Consider the following 21,025-nt stretch of genomic DNA (forward strand, 5'->3'; position numbering starts at 1 on the left):
CCGGACGCACCACCGCAACGGCCTGGAGGCGCGGCACCGGCCCGTGGGACCGGCACCGCGCCTCCGTGCGGTCACCTCGTCAGTGCGTCAGCGCACGTCCTCGTCGACCCAGTCGAAGGTCTTCGTGACGGCCTTCTTCCACAGGCGGAGCTGGCGGTCGCGCTCGGCGTCGTCGAGCTGCGGCTCCCAGCGCCGGTCCTCCTGCCAGTTGGCGCGGAGCTCGTCGAGGTTCGCCCAGAACCCGACGGCCAGACCGGCGGCGTACGCGGCTCCGAGGGCGGTGGTCTCCGCGACGACCGGACGGACGACCGGCACGTTGAGGATGTCCGCCTGGAACTGCATGAGCGCGTCGTTGGCCGTCATGCCACCGTCGACCTTGAGCTCGGTCAGGTCCACGCCGGAGTCCGCGTTCACGGCGTCGAGGACCTCGCGGGTCTGCAGCGCCGTCGCTTCGAGGGCGGCACGCGCGATGTGCCCCTTGTTGACGTAGCGGGTCAGGCCGACCAGGGCACCGCGGGCATCCGGTCGCCAGTACGGCGCGAACAGGCCCGAGAACGCCGGGACGAAGTACACGCCGCCGTTGTCCTCGACGGTCTTGGCGAGGGCCTCGACCTCCGGGGCGCTGCCGATGATGCCGAGGTTGTCGCGGAGCCACTGGATGAGCGAGCCCGTGACGGCGATCGACCCCTCGAGGGCGTAGTGCGTCTCCTGGTCGCCGAGCTTGTAGCCGACCGTGGTGAGCAGCCCGTTCTCCGACCGGACGATCTCCGTGCCCGTGTTGAAGATGAGGAAGTTGCCGGTGCCGTAGGTGTTCTTCGACTCGCCCTGGTCGAACGCGGCCTGACCGAAGGTCGCGGCCTGCTGGTCGCCGAGGATGCCGGCGATCGGGACCTCGCGGAGCAGGCTGGAGGACTCGACGTGGCCGTAGACCTCGGAGGAGCTGACGATCTCCGGGAGCATCGACTTCGGCACCCCGAAGTCGGCCAGGATGTCGTCGCGCCACTGGAGCGTCTCGAGGTCCATGAACAGCGTGCGGGACGCGTTCGTGACGTCGGTCTTGTGGACGCCGCCGTCGGTGCCACCCGTCAGGTTCCAGAGGACCCAGGTGTCGGTGGTGCCGAAGAGCAGGTCGCCCGCCTCGGCCTTCTCGCGCGCACCCTCGACGTTGTCGAGGATCCAGGCGATCTTGGTGCCGGCGAAGTACGTGGCGAGGGGCAGGCCGACGATCGCCTTGTAGCGGTCGGTGTCACCGTCGGCGAGCTTGTCGACGATCGACTGCGTGCGGGTGTCCTGCCAGACGATGGCGTTGTAGACGGCCTTGCCGGTGTTCTTGTCCCAGACCACGGCGGTCTCGCGCTGGTTGGTGATGCCGACCGCCGCGACGTCGTGGCGGGTGATGTCGGCGCGGGACAGGGCCTGGCCGATGACCTCGCGGACGTTGTCCCAGATCTCCGCCGGGTCGTGCTCGACCCAACCGGCACGCGGGAAGATCTGCTCGTGCTCCTTCTGGCCGACCGACTTGATCGAGCCGGAGTGGTCGAAGACGATGGCGCGCGTCGAGGTCGTGCCCTGGTCGATGGCGACGATGTAGTCGGCCATGGGTTCTCCTTGGGTTGCGTTCGGTGTGGTGGACGGGTGGTCGTCAGGAGACGACGGGGAGCAGGAAGGTCGAGGCACCGGCGGCGAGGGCACCACCGACGAGCGGGCCGACGACCGGGACCCAGGCGTAGGACCAGTCGCTGGAACCCTTGCCCTTGATCGGGAGGATCGCGTGGGCGATGCGCGGGCCGAGGTCACGCGCCGGGTTGATGGCGTAGCCGGTGGGGCCACCGAGCGAGACACCGATCGCGATCACGAGGAAGGCGACGGGGACGGCACCGAGCTCGGCCGGGGTCTTGCCGTTGGTGAAGGCGAGCACGACGAACACGAGCACGAAGGTGCCGATGACCTCGGTGACGACGTTCCAGCCGTAGCTGCGGATGGCCGGGCCGGTCGAGAAGACACCGAGCTTGGCGGCCGCGTCGGGCTCCTCGTCGAAGTGCTGCTTGTACGCCAGCCAGACGATGACGGCACCGATGATCGCGCCGATGAGCTGGGCGATCCAGTAGAGGAACATCTCGCCGACGGTGATCTTGCCCAGCAGGGCGAGGCCGAGGCTCACGGCGGGGTTGAGCTGACCACCGGAGCTGTACGACACGGTGACGCCGGCGAAGACCGCGAAGCCCCAACCGATCGTGACCATGAGGAAGCCGGCGCCGAAGCCCTTGGACTTCGTCAGCGAGACGGCGGCGACGACACCGCCACCGAGGATGATGAGCAACGCCGTACCGACGAGCTCTGACATGAAATTGACGCCGATGCCGTCCATCGGTGACCTCCAGTGCGAGTGGTGGGGGTCCGGTGGCTGCTGCGTCCGGCACTCCCCGTCGAGTGATTGGGGCCGAGCATAGTGAGGCGAATCGTCGCGACGCGATCACGCAACGAGTCGAGTCCGCGAAACTGCACGAACGTGCACGAGCGGTGTGCGGTCCGGCATCCCGCACCGGGGCCGCGGGAGCATGGCCCTGCACGAACGTGCACCCGAGGCGAACGGGCGGTCGCTGTAGGGTGAACGCACTCCGGTCGACGACGGCGGTGTGGATCCGCCCGCGGTCGACCCCCGTCCTCGTGGAGGTCCGTCATGAAGAAGCTCATCAACGATCCGCACGACGTCGTGACCGAGACCGTCCGTGGGTTCGCCCGGGCGCACGAGGGGCACGTCGTCCTGGTCGAGGACCCGATCCACCTGCACCGCGCCGACGCCCCCGTCCGCGGCAAGGTCGGCATCGTGAGCGGCGGCGGCAGCGGGCACGAGCCGCTCCACGCCGGGTTCATCGGCCACGGCATGCTCGACGCAGCCGTGCCGGGGCCGGTCTTCACCAGTCCGACCCCGGACCCCATCGTCGCCGCGACGAAGGCGGTGGACGGGGGAGCGGGCGTGCTCCACATCGTGAAGAACTACACCGGCGACGTCCTCAACTTCGAGACCGCGGCGGAGCTGGCCGAGCTGGAGGACATCCGCGTCGAGTCCGTCGTCGTCGACGACGACGTCGCCGTGCAGGACTCGCTCTACACGGCAGGACGCCGCGGCGTGGCCGGCACCGTCGTGGTCGAGAAGTGCGCCGGCGCCGCAGCCGAGCGCGGCGACGACCTCGACGCCGTCGCGGCGGTCGCCCGCCGCGTCAACGAGGTCACCCGGTCGATGGGCCTGGCCCTGGGCTCCGGCACCGTCCCGCACGCGGGGGAGCCGTCCTTCACGCTCGCCGACGACGAGGTCGAGCTCGGGATCGGCATCCACGGCGAGCCCGGCCGCGAGCGCATCCCGATGGCTCCGGCCGACCAACTCGTCGACCGCGTGCTCGAACCGGTGCTCGCCGACCTCGACGCGCCTGCGGGCTCGCAGCTGCTGCTCCTCGTGAACGGGATGGGCGGGACCCCGCTGTCCGAGCTCTACATCGTCTACCGGCGCGCCGCCGAGGTCCTCACGGACCGTGGCCACCACGTCGCGCGTAGCGTGGTCGGCGACTACGTCACGTCCCTCGAGATGCCGGGCTTCTCGATCACCGTCACGGTGCTCGACGAGGAGCTCACGGCACTCTGGGACGCCCCGGTGGAGACCCCGGCGCTGCGCTGGGGTCGCTGACCACCGTCCACCATCCAGGAAGGAACACGAATTGGCGCTCGACACCGCATGGGCCATCGACTGGGTGCGCCGCACCGCCGCGACGATCGACGACCACCGCGCCGAGCTCGTCACGCTCGACCGTGAGATCGGCGACGGCGACCACGGAGAGAACCTCGACCGGGGGTTCCGCGCCGTGCTCGAGACCGTCGACGGCGGCTCCTTCGACACCCCCGGCGCGGTCTTCAAGGCCGTCGCGACGAAGCTCATCTCGACGGTGGGCGGTGCCGCCGGTCCGCTCTTCGGGACCGCCTACCTGAAGGCCGCCCAGGCGGCCGGCGACGCGACCGAGCTCGACGCCGACACGGTCGTGGCCGTGCTCACCGCCGCACGCGACGGTGTCGTCTCCCGTGGCAAGGCCGAGGTCGGCGACAAGACGATGGTCGACGCGTGGTCCGCGGCCGTCGACGCCGCGACCGCCGCTGCGGCGGCCGGCGACGGGCCGGAGCGCGTGCTCGAGGCCGCCGCCGACGCCGCCGTGACCGGCGCCGAGTCGACCGACCCCCTCGTCGCCCGCAAGGGCCGCGCCAGCTACCTCGGGGAGCGGGCGATCGGACACCGCGACCCCGGGGCGCAGTCGACGGCGTACATCCTGCGCGCAGCGGTGGACGCCGCGTGACCGTCGGGATCCTGGTCGTCTCGCACAGCGCGGCGATCGCGACCGGCACCGTCGAGCTCGCCCGCCAGATGGCCGCGGACGTCCCGATGGTGGCCGCCGGCGGCACGGACGACGGCGGCATCGGGACGTCCTTCGAGGCGATCGCCGACGGCATCCAGGAGCTCGCGCCGGCGGACGCCGTCGTCGTGCTCTGCGACCTCGGCTCCGCCTACCTGACCACCGACACCGCACTGGACTTCCTCGACGAGGCCGACCGCGACCGGGTGCACGTCTCGCAGGCCCCGCTGGTCGAGGGCACGGTGGCCGCGGCGGTCGCCGCGCAGACCGGCGGCGACGTCGACGCCGTCCTGGCCGCTGCGTCATCGGCCGCACGGTCCGCGGACGACGACGAGAGCGCCTCCGACCCGACGGGGGACCAGCCGGGAGGCACGGCGCCCGCCGACGACGCGGATCCGACCGACGGGGCGGTCACCGAGACCGTCGAACTGGTCAACGAGAGCGGCCTGCACGCCCGGCCCGCGGCCGAGTTCGTGAAGGCCGCCGCGAAGCACGAGTCGCGCGTCCGCGTCAACGGCGTCGACGCGAAGAGCCTCCTCGCGATCATGGCGCTCGCCCTGCCGAAGGGCGCGAGCGTGACGATCGAGGCGGACGGACCCGACGCACGGGACGCCGTCGACACCCTCGTCGCGCTCGTCCGCTCCGGCTTCGGCGAGTGACGAGCGCCGCCGCGCGCGCCGAGGGGGCGGGCGCGGCGGAGGTGCTCAGCGTCCGGGTGTCACGAACTCCTGCAGCCCCGTGACCCGGAGCAGGTCCAGCTTCGCGGCGTCCTCGCTGCCGGGCACCGCCGTGTAGACCACGATCCGCAGGTCGCTGCCCGGCACGCTGAGCACGTCGCAGTCGATCTCCACCGGGCCGACCGGGGTGTGCACGACCTTGCGACTGGTCCGGTGCTCGGCGATGCGCCCGCCGTGCCAGCGCCGCTCGAACTCCGGGGACGCACGGCGCAGCCGTGCCACCAGCTCCGCGAGACGCCGATCCGCCGGGTACCGGCCCAGGGCGGAGCGGAGGTCGGCGACCAGGTCGCTCGAGAAGTCCTCCTGGTGGGTGTCGTCCCACTCGACGCCGTCGTGCCCCTGCGTGAAGTGCCGCCACACGAGGTTCGCCTCGAGGCCCGTCCAGCGCCCGGGGTCGCCGGAGACCGTGGCCCAGAGGTCGTTCCACAGCACGATGTCGTGCGCCGCCGTGAACACGGCCAGCGGGACGTCCCCGAGCCGGTCGAGCATGCGGTGCACGCCGGGCGGGACGTGGCGGGGGACCTCGCCCCGCGAGGGCACCGCGGCGCCCGCGACCCGGAACAGGTGGTCGCGTTCGGCCTCGGTGAGCCGGAGCGCGGTCGCGAGTGCGCCGAGCAGCTGCGGTGAGGGGTTCGTCGCCCTGCCCTGCTCCAGGCGCACCACGTAGTCGACGCTGACCCCGGCCAGGGTCGCCAGCTCCTCGCGTCGGAGCCCGGCGGTGCGCCGGCCCGGCCCCGCCGGCAGTCCGACCTCGGCCGGACGCACCCGGTCACGCCAGGCGCGCAACACCTCCGCGAACTCGCTCATGCGACCATCATCACCCGGTTCGGGCAGGCGGTCCTGGTACTGCCGGTCCCACCGTCGACCGGTGCCTGGGAACCCGACGGCGACGCGGGCATCGTGGACGGCATGACCACCACACTCATCACCGGGGCCAACCGTTCGCTCGGCCTCGAGACCGCACGCCGACTCGTCGAGGCCGGGCACACCGTGTACGCCGGCATGCGTGACCCCGCCTCCGGGGACGAGGCGCGCGCCCTCGGCGCGCACGTCGTGGCGCTCGACGTCACCCAGCAGGCGAGCGTCGACGCCGCGCTCGCGTCGCTGCCGCAACTCGACGTGCTCGTGAACAACGCGGGGGTGCTCGGGACCGCGTTCGGCGTCGACGACCTCGACGCGGACGCGATGGCCGACGTGCTCGACACGAACGTCGTCGGGGTCGTCCGGGTGACGCAGGCGGCCCTGCCGCTGCTGCGTCGCTCGTCGAACCCGGTGATCGTCAACGTCGCGTCCGGCGTCGGCTTCGCGCGCTGGCTCACCACGCCCGGTCGCGACGAGCACCCGGTCCCCGCGGTGCCGTACGCGGCGTCGAAGGCGGCGCTCATCGCCGCGACGGTGCAGTACGCGAAGAACCTGCCCGGGTTCCGCGTGAACGCGTCCGACCCCGGCTACACCGCGACCGCGTTCAACGGCTTCGGCGGGCACCAGACCGTCACGGAGGGCACGGACGCGACGGTGGCGCTCGCGCAGATCGGCCCGGACGGACCGACGGGGGAGTTCCACGACCGGACCGGCCGCATCGAGTACTGACCGGACGTCGGACGGGAGGCACGTGGCGGGTCCGCCACGCGCCTGCCGTCGGTCGGTCTGCCAGGATGACGGCATGCGCGCAGTCCGGTACGACCGCTTCGGTTCCATGCCCGTCATCGTCGAGCTCCCGACGCCGGAGGCACCCGTCGACGGCGTCGTCGTCACCGTCCGTGCGACCGGGGTGTGCCGGAGCGACTGGCACGCGTGGAAGGGCCACGACGACTCGGTGTCGTTGCCGCACGTGCCGGGCCACGAGTTCTCGGGGACCGTGTCGGCCGTCGGCGACGACGTCATCGGCTTCGCCGTCGGCGACCGGGTGACCGCGCCGTTCGTCTTCGCCTGCGGTACGTGCGAGCAGTGCCGCGACGGGGCCACGCAGGTGTGCACCCGGCAGCAGCAGCCCGGGTTCACGCTGCCGGGCTCGTACGCCGAGGCGGTGGTGGTGCCGCATGCCGACGTGAACCTCGTGGCGCTGCCCGACGAGGTCGGCTTCGCCGAGGCGGCGGGGCTCGGCTGCCGGTTCGGCACCGCGTACCACGCGCTGCACGCACGGGGGCGGGTCGCCGCAGGGGAGTGGGTCGCCGTGTTCGGCTGCGGCGGTGTCGGACTGTCCACCGTGCTGGTCGCCGTGGCAGCGGGCGCACGTGTGATCGCCGTCGACGTCTCGCCGGCAGCGCTCGAGCGGGCGGCGGCACTCGGCGCGACCACGCTACCGATGGGCGATGACGTGGCGGCGACGGTGCACGGTGTGACCGGAGGGGGCGCGCACGTGTCGGTGGACGCCTACGGCAGCCGGGCGACCTCGCTCGCCGCGGTGGGCTCGCTCCGTCCGCGCGGTCGGCACGTGCAGGTCGGCCTGTTGCTCGACGACGAGGCCGTGCCGGTCATCCCGATGGGCAGGGTCATCGCCGACGAGCTCGAGCTGCTCGGGAGTCACGGGATCGCAGTGGGGGAGTACGCCGCGATGCTCGACGACGTGGTCGCCGGTCGGCTCCGTCCCGCCGAGTCGATCGGACGGACGATCGGGTTCGGCGACCTGCCCGATGCGCTCGAGGCGATGGACCGGCCGGCGACCGGGTCGGGGATGACCGTCGCGGTGTTCTGAGACGCCGCCGTCCCGGTCGTCCGCGACCTGCGGACAGCCGGTGTGTCATCTGACATACTGCGGACATGACGTGGGGAAGCGGAGCGGGCGTCCAGCTCGCGGAGCTCGCAGTGATCGACGACTGTCGGCTGACGGTGCCACCGCGCGTCGACCGGGCGGACGGAGTCGTCCGCTCGTTCGTGGCGCGGATCCCACCGGGGGCGTCGACGGGGTGGCACCGGCACGACGCCTGGCAGACCGGGATCGTCGCCCGGGGGCGACTGCGACACCGGACGGCCGACGTCGTGCAGTACCACGAACCCGGTCAGGTGCTCGTCGAGGCACCCTTCGTCGACCACGAGGCAACGAACGTGTCCGACGAGGAACTGGTGCTCGTGTTCGTCGCGGCGCAGATCGACGACTGCCCGCTGGTCACGCCGAGACCCGCGCCCTGACGCAGGGCGGGGCGATCAGGGGGGCCGCACAGACGGGAGTCCGACCGTCACGAGTCACCTGAGTTGACATAATATGCATTATCGGCGCTCAGCGCTGAACAGCTAGACAGCCGGTGAACTCGCGTCCACGCACCGTTCTCGTCGCACGACGCGCCGCCGTTCGTCCGCCGTGGGTGCACGACATGCCGCTCACGATCGACGTGAACGGCATGTCGTGCGACCTGGGCGTCGTGACCGGCGGCGCATCGTGGCCGGCTCCGCGGTGGCGTTGCGGGTCCGACGGACCTGCGCGGTCGGCGGCGACGGCCGGGTCGTCAGTGCTCGGGCGTCTCGTCGCCGGTGGGCACGTCGTCGGCGTCGATCTCGAGGGCGGCCTGCTCGCTGCCGTCCTCCTCGACCTCGGAACGGTCGGTGTCCGGCTGCTCCGGCTGCTCGGCCTGGGTGGTCTCTTCTGCGGGGTCCGGCTGGCTGTACGTCATGGCGGGGACGCTACTCGGCGCGGCCTGTGTCGGTCCGGGCGGTGCGGTCGTCGACGGTGACCGGACAGACGGACGGGAGGCGCGTGGCGGTGCCGCCACGCGCCTCCCGTCCGGTGGTGCTACTGGTTCTGCAGCATCTGCGTCGCCAGCACGGCGCCGAAGATCATGAAGATGATCGCGATGACGATGCCGATGACGCTCAGGACGATGCCGGCGAGGACCATGCCGCGGTTCAGGCCCCGGCGACGCGCGACGAAGCCGAGGATCAGGCCGACGATGCCGGCGATCAGACCGATGATCGAGAACAGGAAGCCGAAGACGACGGCGACGATGCCGAGCACCAGCGACCCGATGGCGAGGCCGTTGCCGCCGTTCGTCGCGGGTGCCGCGCCGGGCGTGTTCGGTGCCGGCGGGAAACCGTTCGTGGACATGGGAGCTCCTCGTGTCAGGGCCGCTGGCACGGGTTGCGTGCGGCCGTCAGCGCACACGGTAGGCGCTTCCTGCGAAGTGCGTTCACATCAGCTGTACGCACCCGGTGCTGCCGGATCGGACGGCACGGTGCCGCCGGACCAGGTCCGGGAGCTCCGCCGGCTCGAAGGGCTCGTCGGTGGCGTCGAGCTCCTCGGCGGTCCACCACCGCGAAGCGAGGATGTCGACGCGCTCGTCGTCGGTCCACTCGGCGTCGGACAGCTCGAACCCTGGCGTCCGGACGACGTAGAACTCGCTGTGGCCGCGGTCGTGGTCGGCCAGGTCCCACTCGACCGTGAAGTCCCAGCTCCACACGGGGTCGCCCGGATCATCGACGACGACGCCGGTCTCCTCACGGAGCTCGCGGACGGCGGCGTCGCGGTGCGACTCCCCCGGGTCCACGCCGCCACCGGGGGTGATCCACCGGTGCGCGTGGTCGGACGACGGCGACCGCGTGTCCATGAGGAACACGCGGCCGTCCGGGTCGAGCAGGAGGATGCGGGAGGTCAGACGGAGGCCGGGCTTCGCTGTCATCCGCCCGAGGCTACCCGTCGCGCCGTCCCCCGCCCCGTGTCAGGCCGTGAAGCCGCTCGTGTCACCGACGAGCTTCGTGTGGTCGGCCGGGATCGGCTCGACGGCGGCCAGGGCGATCTCGGCCGCGAACTCGGACACGCTGTAGAGCTTCCCGACCTCCTGGCGCCGACCCTCGATCGCACCGGGGTTCAGGCGGTTGAGCAGCGTCGCCGTGATGGTGCCCTCGATCATGTCGCCGGAGACGGTCACGAACTCGATGCCGGCGGCCTCGAGCTGCGGGATGAGCTCGCGCAGCGCGAGTTCGCCGGCACGCTTGCTCTTGGCGACGGGGACGTACTCGTCCATCGTCTCGGCGGTCTCGACGAAGTGGGCCTGGTGGCTCGTCACGAAGACGACACGCGAGCCGGCCGGCATGTGCGGCACGGCGGTCTGCAGCATGTCGACCTGTGCGTCGCGGTTCAGGCGGAGTGCGTAGTCCTCCCCCAGGTCGGCCTCCATGCCGCCGGAGGCGTTGAGCACGAGCAGGTCGATCCCGCCCCACTCGGCCACGACGCGGTCGACCATCGCCTGGACGGAGTCGTGGTCGGTCAGGTCGGCAGCCACGGCGATCGCGGAACCGCCGGCAGCGACGACCTTCTCGACGATCTGCTCGGCGCGCCGGGCCTTGTTGCGGTAGTTCACGACGACCTTCGCGCCGGCCTCGGCCAGGTAGCCGACGGTGTCGGCGCCGATACCGCGCGACGACCCCGTGACGAGGGCGCGCTTGTCGGCGAGGGATCCGGGGGCGAGGGGGTTCGTCACAGGCGTGTTCTCCAGGTCGCTGCTGTGGCCGGTCGGCCGCCGACGAGCCTACCAACCGCGCGGCCCGCGCCGGGCGAGCATCGGCCGCACCCGCGCGGACCCGAGCGTGACTTGATATGTTGAACGGAGTTGGACCGGCCGTCGCGACGCTGCACGCCGGAGCGCGCGATGCAAGGGAGGGAGATCGCGTGAACATCGACTGGATCCAGACCGTCGTCTGGATCGGACTGACACTGCTGCTGGGCGTGGTCGAGATCTTCACGCTCGACTTCATCTTCCTGATGCTCGCCGCGGGCGCGGCCGGGGGTCTGATCGCAGCGCTGATCGGCGCGCCGTGGTGGCTCTCCGCGATCATCGCGGCCGTCGTCGCACTCGTGCTGCTCTCGCTCGTCCGCCCCCGGCTGCTCGTGGCGCTCGGCCGGAACGCCGACCCCCACCGCACCAACATCGAGGGGCTGATCGGCCTGCGCGGCACCGTCGCGGTGGCCTTCACGTCGTCGTCCCCCGGGCAGGTCCGTCTCGCGAACGGCGAGACCTGGAGCGCCCGGCTCGCCGCAGGCTCCCCCGACCGCACACCACCGCTCGGCACCCCCGTGGTCGTCGAGTCCATCGAGGGGTCGACCGCGGTCGTCCGCCTCGGAGAAAGGGCCACCTCGTGACCATCTCAGCCGGGACGATCGCCCTGATCGTCCTCGTCCTCGTCGTCGTGATCTTCGTGATCGTCGTCCTGTCCCGCGCGATCCGGATCGTGCCCCAGGCGACGGCCGGGATCGTCGAACGACTCGGCAAGTACCACAAGACGCTCAGCCCCGGACTCAACATCCTGGTGCCGTTCATCGACCGGCTCCGCCCGCTCATCGACATGCGCGAGCAGGTCGTGTCCTTCCCGCCGCAGCCGGTGATCACCGAGGACAACCTGGTGGTCTCGATCGACACCGTCGTCTACTTCCAGGTGACCGACGCACGCGCCGCCACCTACGAGATCGCGAACTACCTGGGTGCGGTCGAGCAGCTCACCACCACGACGCTCCGCAACGTCGTGGGTGGCCTCAACCTCGAAGAGGCGCTGACCAGCCGCGACAACATCAACGGCCAGCTCCGGGTCGTCCTCGACGAGGCGACCGGCAAGTGGGGCATCCGGGTCGGTCGTGTCGAGCTCAAGGCGATCGAGCCGCCCGTGTCGATCCAGGACGCCATGGAGCAGCAGCTCCGCGCCGAGCGGAGCCGTCGTGCCGCGATCCTGCAGGCCGAGGGCACCAAGCAGTCGGCGATCCTCGAGGCCGAGGGCCAACGGCAGGCCGCGATCCTCGCCGCCGAGGGTGACGCGAAGGCCCAGGTGCTCCGCGCCGAGGGTGAGGCGCAGGCCATCGCGACCGTCTTCGAGGCGATCCACACGGGCGACCCGGACGACAAGCTGTTGTCCTACCAGTACCTGCAGACCCTGCCGAAGATCGCCGAGGGCACGGCGAACAAGCTCTGGATGATCCCGAGCGAGTTCACGGAGGCGCTGTCCGGCATCGCCAAGGGCTTCACCGGAGGGCGGACCGGCAGCGGTCCGGTCGCGGGAGCCGGTGGCGGCACGGACTTCCTGTCGCGCATCTCGAAGCTCGCGAACGAGAGCCTGGCGAACACCGCGACCGCGGACGGCGCGGCGGCGGCGAACCCGCGACCGGACGCCACCGCGGCCGACATCGTCCCGGACGCGGCGCTCGACGAGCGGCTCGAGGAGTCGAACCGCAGTGTCGACGCGCGCCTCGCCGCGGCCGACGAGGCCTCGCAGACCGCGCTCGGGGACGACCGCCAGCCGTAGGTCCCCCGCACACGACGACGCCTGCCCCGGATTCCCCGGGGCGGGCGTCGTCGTGTCGGGGGTGGTGCTCAGGCGCCGCGACGTGCACGCAGGAACGCGAGACGCTCCTCCAGGAGCTCCTCGAGTTCCTCGCGCGAGCGACGCTCGAGCAGCATGTCCCAGTGCGTCCTCGGCGCCTTGACGTCCTCGGCAGCGACCTCGACGGGGATCCCGTCGTCGCCGAGCAACCGTCCTTCGCGCCCCGTCCGGGGTTCCGACCACGTCTGCGGTACGTCCGCCTCGGCGGAGAAGACGACGTCGAACGTCTCCCCCGACTCGGTCTGGTAGACCGCGCGCTTCCGGTCGGAGAGCTCGACGCCCTCCTCGCTCTGGAGACTCTGGCTCCCGAGCCGCATCCCGCGGAGACTCCGATCAGCCATGTGTGTGCTCCTCTCGCTCGTCTGCCCTCTTCAACACTGTCCCACGCGGGATGCATCCCGACTGGGCGCATTCACAGAGCGTTCCCAGTGGGAGGCGGCGGTGTTCAGGAATCGCGGCGGAGCGACCGTGTCGATCGACGGCCCCACGGTGCGCACGCGAGCAGGGCGAGGAGGGCCCCGAGCGACACCAGGAGGGTGACCGACCCGGAGACGATCGTGGCGGGGGTCGTCCCGGTGCCGAGCGGCACGTCCGTGACCATCGAGGTCGCCGTGTACGCGGGGACGCGGTCGATGGTCCGCCCCGACGGGTCGATGACCTGGGACGCACCGACCGTCGAGATGTTGACGAGCGAGCGACCGGTCTCGACCGCCCGGAGCCGGGCGATCTCGAGCTGCTGCAGGTTCTCGTCGGTCCCGGAGAAGTCGGCGTTGTTCGTCTGCGCGAGGATGACCTGCGCTCCCCCGCGAGCCATGTCGGACGTGAGTCCGTCGTCGACGATGTCGAAGCAGACCGCGATCCCCGCCCTGATGCCGGCGACGTCGAGCACGTTCGGCCTGGTGCCCGGCGTGTAGTCGCGCTGCAGCAGCCCGATGAGCGACGGCGCGAGCTTCGAGAAGAACCAGCGGTCGGGCACGTACTCGCCGAAGGGGACCGGACGCTTCTTGTCGTAGGACGACTGCCAGCCGTCGGCGGTCCACACGAACGACGTGTTGTGCAGGACGCCGGACGGTGTCTGCGTGATCGCCCCGGCGACCAGCGGCGCCCCGACCGTGTCGACCACGGAGTCGAGGGCGCCTGCGACGGCCGGGAAGCGCCGCGGGTCGGCCTCGGCGGCAGCCTCGGGCCAGACGACCAGGTCGACGCCGCGCGCCTCGACGTCGGTCGCGGCGACCTGCGCGGCCAGGACCTCGCCCGGCTGGGCGCGGTCGAAGTACCCGGCCGGACCGTTGCCCTGCACGGCCTCGACGCGGATGCTGCCGTCGACGCGGGTGGGCCAGGCGGGCACGGCCAGGACCACGGCGACCAGGAGCCCGGCGGTGGCGACGCGCGTGGACGCGGCGACGCCCGAGCCGGGTGTGCGAGGCACGACGAGCGCGAGCGACAGCACGACCGCGACGCAGTAGACGACGACGAACGTCACGCCGAGCACGCCCACGTACGCCGCGAGGTGCGTGAAGGGTCCCTGCGACTGGGACAGCCCGACGCGTCCCCACGCGAAGCCCTCGTACGGCCAGCTGCCGGAGAACCACTCGCGTCCGGTCCAGAGTCCGGCGACGACGGCCGGGAGGCCCCACACCCGCCAGGCGGTCGACGGCAGGACGCGCGCGACCCAGCGGTACGCGAGGGCGATCGCCACGCTGCCGAGGGCGAAGTACGCGGCCTCGAACAGCGCGAGCGCCAGCCACGGGACCGGCCCGAGGTACCGCCCGGCCCAGGAGATCGCGGGCAGCCAGAAGGCCGCGCCGGCCACGTACCCGAGCCAGGCTGCACGTCGGGCGCGCTGCCCCATCGCGGCGAGCAGCATGCAGGCCATCGCCGGGTAGGCGAGGAACCACCAGCCCGGGGACGGGAACGACAGGGCGAAGAGCAGGCCGCCGACGACCGCGAGCGGGAACGCGAGGCGCAGCGGCAGCGCGGCGAACTCGTCGCGCCGCCCGTCCTGCAGGACCCCGGACCTGACACGGGACACCGTCGACGCCCGCGAGTCGGCGCGGACGACGCGGCGTCCCGCGGTGGAACCGCCGGGTTGCGGGCGCGTGGCCGCGTCGGGGACGTGCACCGGGCCTCCCGTCAGACCGTCGCGTAGGCGACGATGCCGCGGCGCACCGCGTCCGTCGCCCGTCGCGCGGTCTGGGCGAGCTCCTCGTCGCCGGCGTTCCGGACCTGGTCCAGCAGGTCGATGACCTGCTTCGACCAGCGCACGAAGTCGCCAGCGGGCATGTCCAGGGTCCGGAGCACGTCGTCGAGCGCGGAGCCGGACGCCCAGCGGAACATGCCGACCGACATCGCCGGGGTCGGCGGCTGCGAACCGGCGAGCCGCGCATCGCGCTCGATGTCGTCGAGCCGCGCCCAGATGGTCAGCGTCTCGTCGAGCGCCGGCCGGAAGGCTCCGCGGGGCAGGGCGTGCTCGGTCCCCGGGGCGTCCTCGCGCCGGGGCTGGTACACGATGGTGGCGGCCATGGCGGCGAGCTGCGCCGGGGTCAGTTCCTTCCAGACGCCGGCCTCGAGGCACTCGGCCACGAGCAGGTCGCGCTCACCGTAGATCCGCTGCAGGCGACGTCCGCCAGCGGCGACGGTCGCTTCGTCGTCCCCGGTGGCGACCAGGTAGCCGAGCTGCAGGAGCACGTCGGTGACCCGGTCGAACGTCGTCGCGACGGCGCCCGTGCGGGAGCGGATCTGCTGGACGAGCTTGTCGTTGGCGCGCTTGAGCTTGTACCAGCGCTCGGCCCAGCGGGCGTGCGCCTCGCGGTCCGGGCACGCGTGGCAGGGGTGGCGCTGCATCTGCCGACGGACCTCGGTGATCGCCGCCTGGCGCTCCTGCCGGGCGCCGTGCGAGGCCTCGCGACCGCCGGGGACGTTCGTGCGCTCGAGGTCCGACAGGCGACGGCGGAGCGCGGCGTACTCGGTGAAGTCGCCGAGGTGGCACTGCATCGCGCGCTGGTAGCCGTCGAGGGACTCCTGCTGCGACCGGACCTTGCGTGCGAGGTCGACGACGGAACGGTCCGCCTGGAACTGCGCGAACGAGGTCTCGAGGACCTCGCGCGTCCGCTGCCGACCGAACTGCTCGATGAGGTTCACGGCCATGTTGTACGTGGGCTTGAACGACGAGTTGAGCGGGTACGTGCGACGGCTCGCCAGCGACGCGACGGCCTGCGGGTCGAGGCCGTCCGACCACTGGATGACCGAGTGGCCCTCGACGTCGATGCCACGGCGTCCGGCGCGACCGGTGAGCTGCGTGTACTCCCCCGGCGTGATCGGCACCCGGGCCTCGCCGTTGAACTTCTCGAGCTTCTCGAGCACGACCGTCCGGGCCGGCATGTTCACGCCGAGCGCCAGGGTCTCGGTCGCGAACACGACCTTGAGGAGCTTGCGCTGGAAGAGGTCCTCGACGACCTCCTTGAACGCGGGCAGCAGGCCGGCGTGGTGTGCGGCCACACCGCGCTCGAGGCCCTCGAGCCACTCCCAGTAGCCGAGCACCGCGAGGTCCTCGTCGAGCAGGGTCCGGCAGTGGTACTCGGCCGTCTCGCGGATCTCGTTGCGCTCGTCGGCGGTCGTCAGCGAGATGCCGGACCGGAGGACCTGACGGACGCCCTGGTCGCAGCCGTTGCGGCTGAACACGAAGAAGATCGCCGGCAGGAGCATCCGCTCGTCGAGCACCTTCGCGATCTGCTCGCGGTACATCTTCTCGGTACGAGGGCCCCGGCGCTCGGGGTAGCCGCCGCGTCCGCGACGACCACGGTGGCCGCCGCCGTGCCGCTCGCTGCGCGAGGCCCCGCCGACGAGTCGGAGCAGCTCCGGGTTCACCCGGTTCGTGGCCGCCGCACCGCTCGAGTCGAACAGGTCGACCATCTTCGAGCCGACGAGCACGTGCTGCTCGAGCGGGACCGGCCGGTCCTCGGACACGATGACGTCGGTGTCGCCGCGGACGGTCTGCAGCCAGTCGCCGAACTCCTCGGCGTTGGACACCGTCGCGCTGAGGGAGACGAGCCGGACCTCGGTCGGCAGGTGCAGGATCACCTCTTCCCACACCGCTCCCCGGAACCGGTCCGCCAGGTAGTGGACCTCGTCGAGGACGACCCACGCCAGGTCGTCGAGCAGGTCGGAGTCCGCGTAGATCATGTTGCGGAGCACCTCGGTCGTCATCACGACGACACGGGCCCGCGGGTTGACGTTCGTGTCGCCGGTGAGGAGCCCGACCTCGGACTCGCCGTAGTCGGCCACGAGCTCGTTGTACTTCTGGTTGCTCAGCGCCTTCATCGGCGTCGTGTAGAAGACCTTCGCGGTCGGCTGCCGCATGGCGAGCCAGATCGCGAACTCGGCGACGATCGTCTTGCCGGCACCGGTCGGTGCGGCGACGAGGACGCTCCGGCCCTGGTCGAGTGCGTCGCAGCCGGCGACCTGGAACGGGTCGAGGTCGAAGCGCAGGTCGGAACGGAACAGCTCGAGGTTGCGCGAGCGGTTCCGGACCTTCGCCGCCTGGTAGCGCTCGGCGGCAGTGGGTCCGGCGGTCATCAGCGTGCGTACTCCTCGTCGAGCTTCGCCTGCTGCTTCGCCAGCCTGCGGTCGTGGAGCCAGGTCACGAGACACGCTGCTGCGTAGAGCACCGTCATCGGGATCGCCAGCAGGAACATCGAGATGACGTCGGCCGACGGGGTCACGATCGCGCAGAACACCAGGATGCACACGATCGCGACGCGCCACGACCTGATGATCGAGCTGGCCGACAGCACCCCGACGAAGTTCAGCAGCACGAGGAACACCGGCAGCACGAACGCGATGCCGACGGCGACGATGAGCTTGATGACGAAGTCGTAGTACGCCTTGGCGTCGACGATCGACGTGTCCTGCGCCGACACGAAGCTGCCCAGGATCCCGACGATGTGCGGCAGGACGTACCAGCCGAACCAGCAGCCCGCGAAGAACAGCGGGATCGCGGTGCCCAGGAACCCGAACACGTACTGCTTCTCGCGCCGCACCAGCGCCGGGACGATGAACGCCCAGACCTGGTAGAGCCAGACGGGGCTCGAGATCACGACACCGATCGTGATCGCGATCTGCAGCCGCAGGTCGAACGCGCCGGTGATCTGCGGGAAGTTCAGCTCGGCCGTGTGGCCGCCGACCTCGGCCAGCTGGGTGACCGGCTGCCGCAGGGCATCGAGCACGAACGGGGTGAGGAACCACCCGCCGACCGCGCAGAGCGCGACCGCGACGACGGCCTTGAAGAGACGGTTCCGCAGCTCGATCAGGTGCTGCCCGAGCGACATGCGACCCTCGGTGTCCTTCTCCGGACGGCCTGGTCGCCTCGCTCGCCCGCTCGCGGTCGTCGAAGCCATGGCCCGATCCTACGGGACCGGGGCCGACAGTCGGGCCGTCGGCGGCGGACCCACAGGCGGACGACCGGCCGGGAGGCGCACGGCGGGCCCGCCCCGTGCCTCCCGTCCGTCAGGGTGCGCGGCGGGCGCGGTGCGCGCGCTACTCGGCGGCCAGGGCCGCCTCGGCGAACGCGCGGACGGCGGCACGGGCCGCCGGCGGGTCGAGGACGACCGCGCGGCCCGGCAGGCCGGCCACCAGCCGGACGACCCCGTCGAAGCCGTTCGATGCCGCGAGCCGGATGCGGACGCGGCCGTCTGCGTCCTCGGCGTCGGCGGTGTCCGCCAGGAAGTCCGCGACGAGGGGCAGCGCCGAGCAGTCGAGCTCCACCGTGACGATGACGTCGCCGCCGGACTGCTGGAAGAGCGTGTCCGGGATCACGACGTCGCCGATGGTCTTCTCGGCCGGGCGGTCGTCCACGCGCACGCTCGTCATCCGGTCGAGCCGGAAGGTCCGGAGCGCCTGCCGGTCGAGGTCCCAGGCACGCAGGTACCAGTCGGTGTCGATCGACTCGACGCGGAGCGGGTCGACACGGCGGGTCCCGCCTCGGGTGCGCGGCCCGGCGTACTCGAACGCCAGACCACGACCGTCGGCGACGGCACGGCGGATGGTGGCGAGCGCCGCGTCGTGCAGGTCCTGACCGACCGCGACGTTCGACGCCGCTCCCCCGGCACCGCGGGAGAGCTTCGCCATGAGGGACCGGATCGCGTCCCGATCGGCGGCCTCGGGCAGCGCGGACAGGTACTGCAGGCCGGCGATCAGGGCCGAGGCCTCACGCGCCGACAGCCGGGGCGAGTCGTCGATCGCCACGAGGTTCGTCAGCACGATCATGTCGTTCTGCTCGAAGTCGTCCCAGGCGATGTCGAACAGGTCACCGTGCTGGTACTGCATCGTCTCGCCGGGCACCCCGGACACCGCGATGAGCTCGACCGCACGGCGGATGCGCTGCTCGGGGACGCCGAAGTGCCGTGCGGCCTCGGCCACGGACACGCGCTCGTGGTCGATGAGGTACGGCACGAGGACGAGCAGGAACGCGAGCTTGTCCTGTGCCTGGAGCGGTTGCTGGTCAGGCACGGGTACCTCCGGCGTCGGCGGTCTGGTCGGCGTCGGTGGTCTGGTCTGCGTCGGCTCGGCCGGCCTCCGCGTGGTCGGCGACGAGGGCGCGCAGGCGGGCGACCACGAGCTCGCGGACCGCGGCGGGCTCGAGCACCCGGACCTCGGGACCGAAGGCCGCCAGTTCCTCGGCGAGGATCTGCGGGTCGACGTGGTGCACGACGAGCACGCCGTCGTCGTCGACCTCGGTGCCGCGTCGACGCTGGAGCCGGCGCTCGGCATCGGAACCGGGCACGACCGCGATCCGCGCCGTCCGTTCGGCCCACACCCGGTCCAGCTCGGTCAGGGCACGTTCGGCGGCGCCGGCGGGAGCGGGGTGCTGCCCGACCTGGTGCACGCTCACCGGCCCGACGATCCGCGAGAGCAGGTAGTTCTTCGTGCCGCCGGTGGAGAACTCGTGCGCTGCGAGCATCCAGCGACCGCCGTGCTGCACGAGCGCGAGCGGTGCGAGGTCACGCCGGCGGGGCGCGTGCTCGCCCGGCGTGATGTAGTCGAAGCGCACGGCGGCGCCACGGTCGAGCGCTGAACGCAGGGGTTCGAACGCGGTATCACGGGCGCGGAGCCGGGGCGAGTAGGCGGCCATGCCGGCGACGCCCTGCGCCGTGGCCGTCCCTCCGTCGTCGGCACCGGCGGACCGGACCTTCAGCAGCGCCCGTCGTGAGTCGGTGGACAGTGCGCCCTCGCGCCAGGCCATCGCCGCGAGCGACAGCAGCGCGGACTCGTCCGGGGTGAAGCGGACGTCGAGCGGCAGGTCGTACTCGCCCTTCGGGATGCGGTACCGGAGCGTCTGGTTGTTGCCGGCGGCACCGGGCGTCTCGATCGTCTCGAGCGGGATGCCGAGGTCGCGGACGTCGTCCTTGTCGCGCTCGAACTGCCGCTCGAGCGACGCGTTGTCCCCACCGGACGTGTACCGCTGCCGGTAGCCCTGCACGTTGGCCAGGATCTCCGCCTTGGTCAGCCCGGCCTCGGTCGAGAGCAGCGCGAGCACCAGGCTGAAGAGCCGCTCCTCGGCGGGGACGCGGGGGGCTCGGGTGGCTGGCACGAGCCCGATCCTACGGCAGCGCGGGTGCACCGGAGTGCACCCGCGCTCGGTCGGTGGACGGACCGTCGAGGGTCAGGCGGGCATCTTCCCGAGCACGTCGATGACGTACGCGGTGGTGCGGTCCTGCTGGTGCACGATCGCCAGGACCTGGTCGCCGACACGGTGGCCGAGGACGGCGTTCCGCACGCCGTCGATGACCTGGCCCTTCGCGAGCGGGATCGCCTGTGCGCCCGATCCGTCGGTCCAGCTCGAGCCGACGACGGACGAGTCGCCGTTGTTGCCGGCCCACGAGACGGCCGTGTACTTGATGACCGCGGTGTCCTTCGCGGTGAGCTCCGCCCCGGACCCCTTGCGGAGCAGGTGCAGCGCGTCGTCCTTCGGGGCGCTCCACGACGGGATCGTGATGCCGGGCGCACCCGACGGCGCGAGGACGACGGCGGGCATGCCGTCGCCGGCGAGCTGCGGCGTGCCGGTCGCCCGGGCGTCGAAGGCCTGCTTGACGTCCATGACTGCGATCACGGCGTCCTCGGCCTTGCGCGACGTGCCGGATCCGGCGGTCGCGCTCCCGCTCAGCTCGCTCTTCGGCAGGGCGACGGCGAGCCGGTCGCCCACGTGGGCGCACTCGAGCGCGGTGCCCAGGGGGCCGTAGTTCGCAGCGCCCGCGGTGATCGGGGCGGTCTGCCCGGAGTACCCGCTGGTCTGCGCGACCTGACCGGTGCTGCCGTCGACGAGGGTGTACTCGACGAGGACCGGCGTCCCCTCCTCGATCTGGCGGCCGTCGCCGGAGCGCAGGACCGACACCTGCGTGTCCGTCGTGGTCAGCCCGGACGGCACCGACACCTTCGGCTCCTTGCCGAACGCACCGGACGCCGTCACCGCTGCCGACGCGGCACCGGGAGCCGGGCAGGAGGACGCGGTCGTACCGGCCCCGCTGGCGGCGCACCCCGTCAGGGACGCGGCGAGGCCGATGGTGACCAGGAGTGCGGGGATGGTGCGCACGGACC

22 protein-coding genes are annotated in these 21,025 nt (G+C 71.9%); 8 read left to right on the forward strand and 14 right to left on the reverse strand.

The features are described 5' to 3' along the window. Positions 1-87 precede the first annotated feature (87 nt). Both glpK and ACIQFY_RS02350 read right to left on the reverse strand, forming a co-directional pair. On the reverse strand, positions 88-1,599 hold the full coding sequence (gene glpK / locus ACIQFY_RS02345) for a glycerol kinase GlpK (RefSeq protein ID WP_400338118.1): 1,512 nt from the start codon (positions 1,597-1,599) through the stop codon (positions 88-90). A 43-nt stretch (positions 1,600-1,642) separates the two neighbouring features. Next, entirely contained in the window at positions 1,643-2,368 is a 726-nt protein-coding gene (locus tag ACIQFY_RS02350) for an MIP/aquaporin family protein (RefSeq protein ID WP_251155489.1), read from the reverse strand. A gap of 312 nt (positions 2,369-2,680) precedes the next feature. On the opposite strand from ACIQFY_RS02350, the gene dhaK reads away from it, so the two are divergent. The 3 genes from dhaK to dhaM are packed head-to-tail and all read left to right on the forward strand — an operon-like array spanning position 2,681 to position 5,056. After that, a complete protein-coding gene (dhaK, locus tag ACIQFY_RS02355) occupies positions 2,681-3,682 on the forward strand; it encodes a dihydroxyacetone kinase subunit DhaK (RefSeq protein WP_066654323.1) in 1,002 nt (333 codons plus the stop codon). A 31-nt stretch (positions 3,683-3,713) separates the two neighbouring features. Further along, positions 3,714-4,340, forward strand: a complete 627-nt coding sequence (gene dhaL, locus ACIQFY_RS02360) for a dihydroxyacetone kinase subunit DhaL (RefSeq protein WP_251160217.1) — start codon at positions 3,714-3,716, stop codon at positions 4,338-4,340. Beyond that, positions 4,337-5,056: a dihydroxyacetone kinase phosphoryl donor subunit DhaM gene (gene dhaM, locus ACIQFY_RS02365; RefSeq protein WP_251160216.1), complete on the forward strand. Its 720-nt coding sequence runs from the start codon at positions 4,337-4,339 to the stop codon at positions 5,054-5,056. The genes dhaL and dhaM overlap by 4 nt, the downstream gene beginning before the upstream one ends. A 45-nt stretch (positions 5,057-5,101) precedes the next feature. Here the strand turns inward: dhaM and ACIQFY_RS02370 are convergent, their stop codons facing one another. Then, positions 5,102-5,941, reverse strand: coding sequence for a helix-turn-helix transcriptional regulator (locus tag ACIQFY_RS02370; RefSeq protein ID WP_251160215.1), 840 nt, complete (start codon positions 5,939-5,941; stop codon positions 5,102-5,104). A 102-nt stretch (positions 5,942-6,043) separates the two neighbouring features. On the opposite strand from ACIQFY_RS02370, the gene ACIQFY_RS02375 reads away from it, so the two are divergent. The 3 genes from ACIQFY_RS02375 (at position 6,044) to ACIQFY_RS02385 (ending at position 8,263) form a co-directional block, all read left to right on the forward strand. Next, a complete protein-coding gene (locus ACIQFY_RS02375; RefSeq protein WP_271827047.1) occupies positions 6,044-6,724 on the forward strand; it encodes an SDR family NAD(P)-dependent oxidoreductase in 681 nt (226 codons plus the stop codon). 73 nt (positions 6,725-6,797) lie between these two features. Further along, complete coding sequence (locus ACIQFY_RS02380; protein WP_209682564.1) at positions 6,798-7,829, forward strand: alcohol dehydrogenase catalytic domain-containing protein; 1,032 nt, start codon at positions 6,798-6,800, stop codon at positions 7,827-7,829. Between the two features lie 65 nt (positions 7,830-7,894). After that, on the forward strand, positions 7,895-8,263 hold the full coding sequence (locus tag ACIQFY_RS02385) for a cupin domain-containing protein (protein WP_400338121.1): 369 nt from the start codon (positions 7,895-7,897) through the stop codon (positions 8,261-8,263). Positions 8,264-8,577: 314 nt separating this feature from the next. Here ACIQFY_RS02385 and ACIQFY_RS02390 read toward each other — a convergent pair whose 3' ends face one another. The 4 genes from ACIQFY_RS02390 to ACIQFY_RS02405 form a co-directional block, all read right to left on the reverse strand. Further along, positions 8,578-8,742, reverse strand: a complete 165-nt coding sequence (locus tag ACIQFY_RS02390; RefSeq protein ID WP_158407754.1) for a hypothetical protein — start codon at positions 8,740-8,742, stop codon at positions 8,578-8,580. A 119-nt stretch (positions 8,743-8,861) separates the two neighbouring features. Then, the gene (locus tag ACIQFY_RS02395; RefSeq protein WP_066654336.1) at positions 8,862-9,173 is read right to left on the reverse strand and encodes a DUF4190 domain-containing protein; all 312 of its coding nucleotides are present in this window, start codon (positions 9,171-9,173) and stop codon (positions 8,862-8,864) included. An 82-nt stretch (positions 9,174-9,255) separates the two neighbouring features. After that, positions 9,256-9,744, reverse strand: a complete 489-nt coding sequence (locus tag ACIQFY_RS02400; RefSeq protein WP_400338123.1) for an NUDIX hydrolase — start codon at positions 9,742-9,744, stop codon at positions 9,256-9,258. Between the two features lie 39 nt (positions 9,745-9,783). Beyond that, complete coding sequence (locus tag ACIQFY_RS02405; RefSeq protein WP_251155494.1) at positions 9,784-10,545, reverse strand: SDR family oxidoreductase; 762 nt, start codon at positions 10,543-10,545, stop codon at positions 9,784-9,786. A 188-nt stretch (positions 10,546-10,733) separates the two neighbouring features. Between ACIQFY_RS02405 and ACIQFY_RS02410 the strand changes: the two genes are divergently transcribed. Next, a complete protein-coding gene (locus tag ACIQFY_RS02410; protein WP_400338124.1) occupies positions 10,734-11,204 on the forward strand; it encodes an NfeD family protein in 471 nt (156 codons plus the stop codon). Then, a complete protein-coding gene (locus ACIQFY_RS02415) occupies positions 11,201-12,355 on the forward strand; it encodes an SPFH domain-containing protein (RefSeq protein ID WP_400338126.1) in 1,155 nt (384 codons plus the stop codon). The genes ACIQFY_RS02410 and ACIQFY_RS02415 overlap by 4 nt, the downstream gene beginning before the upstream one ends. Before the next feature lie 68 nt (positions 12,356-12,423). Here the strand turns inward: ACIQFY_RS02415 and ACIQFY_RS02420 are convergent, their stop codons facing one another. The 7 genes from ACIQFY_RS02420 to ACIQFY_RS02450 all read right to left on the reverse strand — a co-directional run bounded on the left by ACIQFY_RS02420 (position 12,424) and on the right by ACIQFY_RS02450 (position 21,020). Then, positions 12,424-12,774, reverse strand: a complete 351-nt coding sequence (locus ACIQFY_RS02420) for an RNA polymerase-binding protein RbpA (RefSeq protein ID WP_058727838.1) — start codon at positions 12,772-12,774, stop codon at positions 12,424-12,426. Between the two features lie 104 nt (positions 12,775-12,878). Then, entirely contained in the window at positions 12,879-14,555 is a 1,677-nt protein-coding gene (gene lnt, locus ACIQFY_RS02425; RefSeq protein ID WP_400338129.1) for an apolipoprotein N-acyltransferase, read from the reverse strand. A gap of 11 nt (positions 14,556-14,566) precedes the next feature. Further along, positions 14,567-17,008 carry an RNA helicase gene (locus ACIQFY_RS02430; RefSeq protein ID WP_066654346.1) on the reverse strand — a complete coding sequence of 814 codons (2,442 nt, stop codon included), beginning with the start codon at positions 17,006-17,008 and terminating at the stop codon, positions 14,567-14,569. After that, positions 17,008-17,760, reverse strand: coding sequence for a twin-arginine translocase subunit TatC (tatC, locus tag ACIQFY_RS02435; protein ID WP_066654351.1), 753 nt, complete (start codon positions 17,758-17,760; stop codon positions 17,008-17,010). Before tatC ends, ACIQFY_RS02430 begins: the two co-directional genes overlap by 1 nt. Positions 17,761-17,968: 208 nt before the next feature. After that, complete coding sequence (locus ACIQFY_RS02440; RefSeq protein WP_066654356.1) at positions 17,969-18,940, reverse strand: YafY family protein; 972 nt, start codon at positions 18,938-18,940, stop codon at positions 17,969-17,971. Then, positions 18,933-20,021: a YafY family protein gene (locus tag ACIQFY_RS02445; RefSeq protein WP_066654358.1), complete on the reverse strand. Its 1,089-nt coding sequence runs from the start codon at positions 20,019-20,021 to the stop codon at positions 18,933-18,935. The genes ACIQFY_RS02440 and ACIQFY_RS02445 overlap by 8 nt, the downstream gene beginning before the upstream one ends. Before the next feature lie 72 nt (positions 20,022-20,093). Then, positions 20,094-21,020, reverse strand: a complete 927-nt coding sequence (locus ACIQFY_RS02450; protein WP_400338131.1) for an FKBP-type peptidyl-prolyl cis-trans isomerase — start codon at positions 21,018-21,020, stop codon at positions 20,094-20,096. Between the last annotated feature and the right edge of the window lie 5 nt (positions 21,021-21,025).

This window comes from Curtobacterium sp. NPDC092190, from assembly GCF_044755625.1.
Classification (GTDB): Bacteria; Actinomycetota; Actinomycetes; order Actinomycetales; family Microbacteriaceae; genus Curtobacterium.

Bases quoted from the DNA above. Each gene is read 5' to 3' on its own strand.
- ACIQFY_RS02375 (WP_271827047.1), top strand. From the start codon at position 6,044: ATGACCACCACACTCATCACCGGGGCCAACCGTTCGCTCGGCCTCGAG.
- ACIQFY_RS02350 (WP_251155489.1), bottom strand. From the start codon at position 2,368: ATGGACGGCATCGGCGTCAATTTCATGTCAGAGCTCGTCGGTACGGCG.
- ACIQFY_RS02430 (WP_066654346.1), bottom strand. From the start codon at position 17,008: ATGACCGCCGGACCCACTGCCGCCGAGCGCTACCAGGCGGCGAAGGTC.
- dhaK (WP_066654323.1), top strand. From the start codon at position 2,681: ATGAAGAAGCTCATCAACGATCCGCACGACGTCGTGACCGAGACCGTC.
- ACIQFY_RS02420 (WP_058727838.1), bottom strand. From the start codon at position 12,774: ATGGCTGATCGGAGTCTCCGCGGGATGCGGCTCGGGAGCCAGAGTCTC.
- ACIQFY_RS02400 (WP_400338123.1), bottom strand. From the start codon at position 9,744: ATGACAGCGAAGCCCGGCCTCCGTCTGACCTCCCGCATCCTCCTGCTC.
- ACIQFY_RS02380 (WP_209682564.1), top strand. From the start codon at position 6,798: ATGCGCGCAGTCCGGTACGACCGCTTCGGTTCCATGCCCGTCATCGTC.
- ACIQFY_RS02390 (WP_158407754.1), bottom strand. From the start codon at position 8,742: ATGACGTACAGCCAGCCGGACCCCGCAGAAGAGACCACCCAGGCCGAG.
- ACIQFY_RS02370 (WP_251160215.1), bottom strand. From the start codon at position 5,941: ATGAGCGAGTTCGCGGAGGTGTTGCGCGCCTGGCGTGACCGGGTGCGT.
- glpK (WP_400338118.1), bottom strand. From the start codon at position 1,599: ATGGCCGACTACATCGTCGCCATCGACCAGGGCACGACCTCGACGCGC.
- ACIQFY_RS02395 (WP_066654336.1), bottom strand. From the start codon at position 9,173: ATGTCCACGAACGGTTTCCCGCCGGCACCGAACACGCCCGGCGCGGCA.
- tatC (WP_066654351.1), bottom strand. From the start codon at position 17,760: ATGTCGCTCGGGCAGCACCTGATCGAGCTGCGGAACCGTCTCTTCAAG.
- ACIQFY_RS02385 (WP_400338121.1), top strand. From the start codon at position 7,895: ATGACGTGGGGAAGCGGAGCGGGCGTCCAGCTCGCGGAGCTCGCAGTG.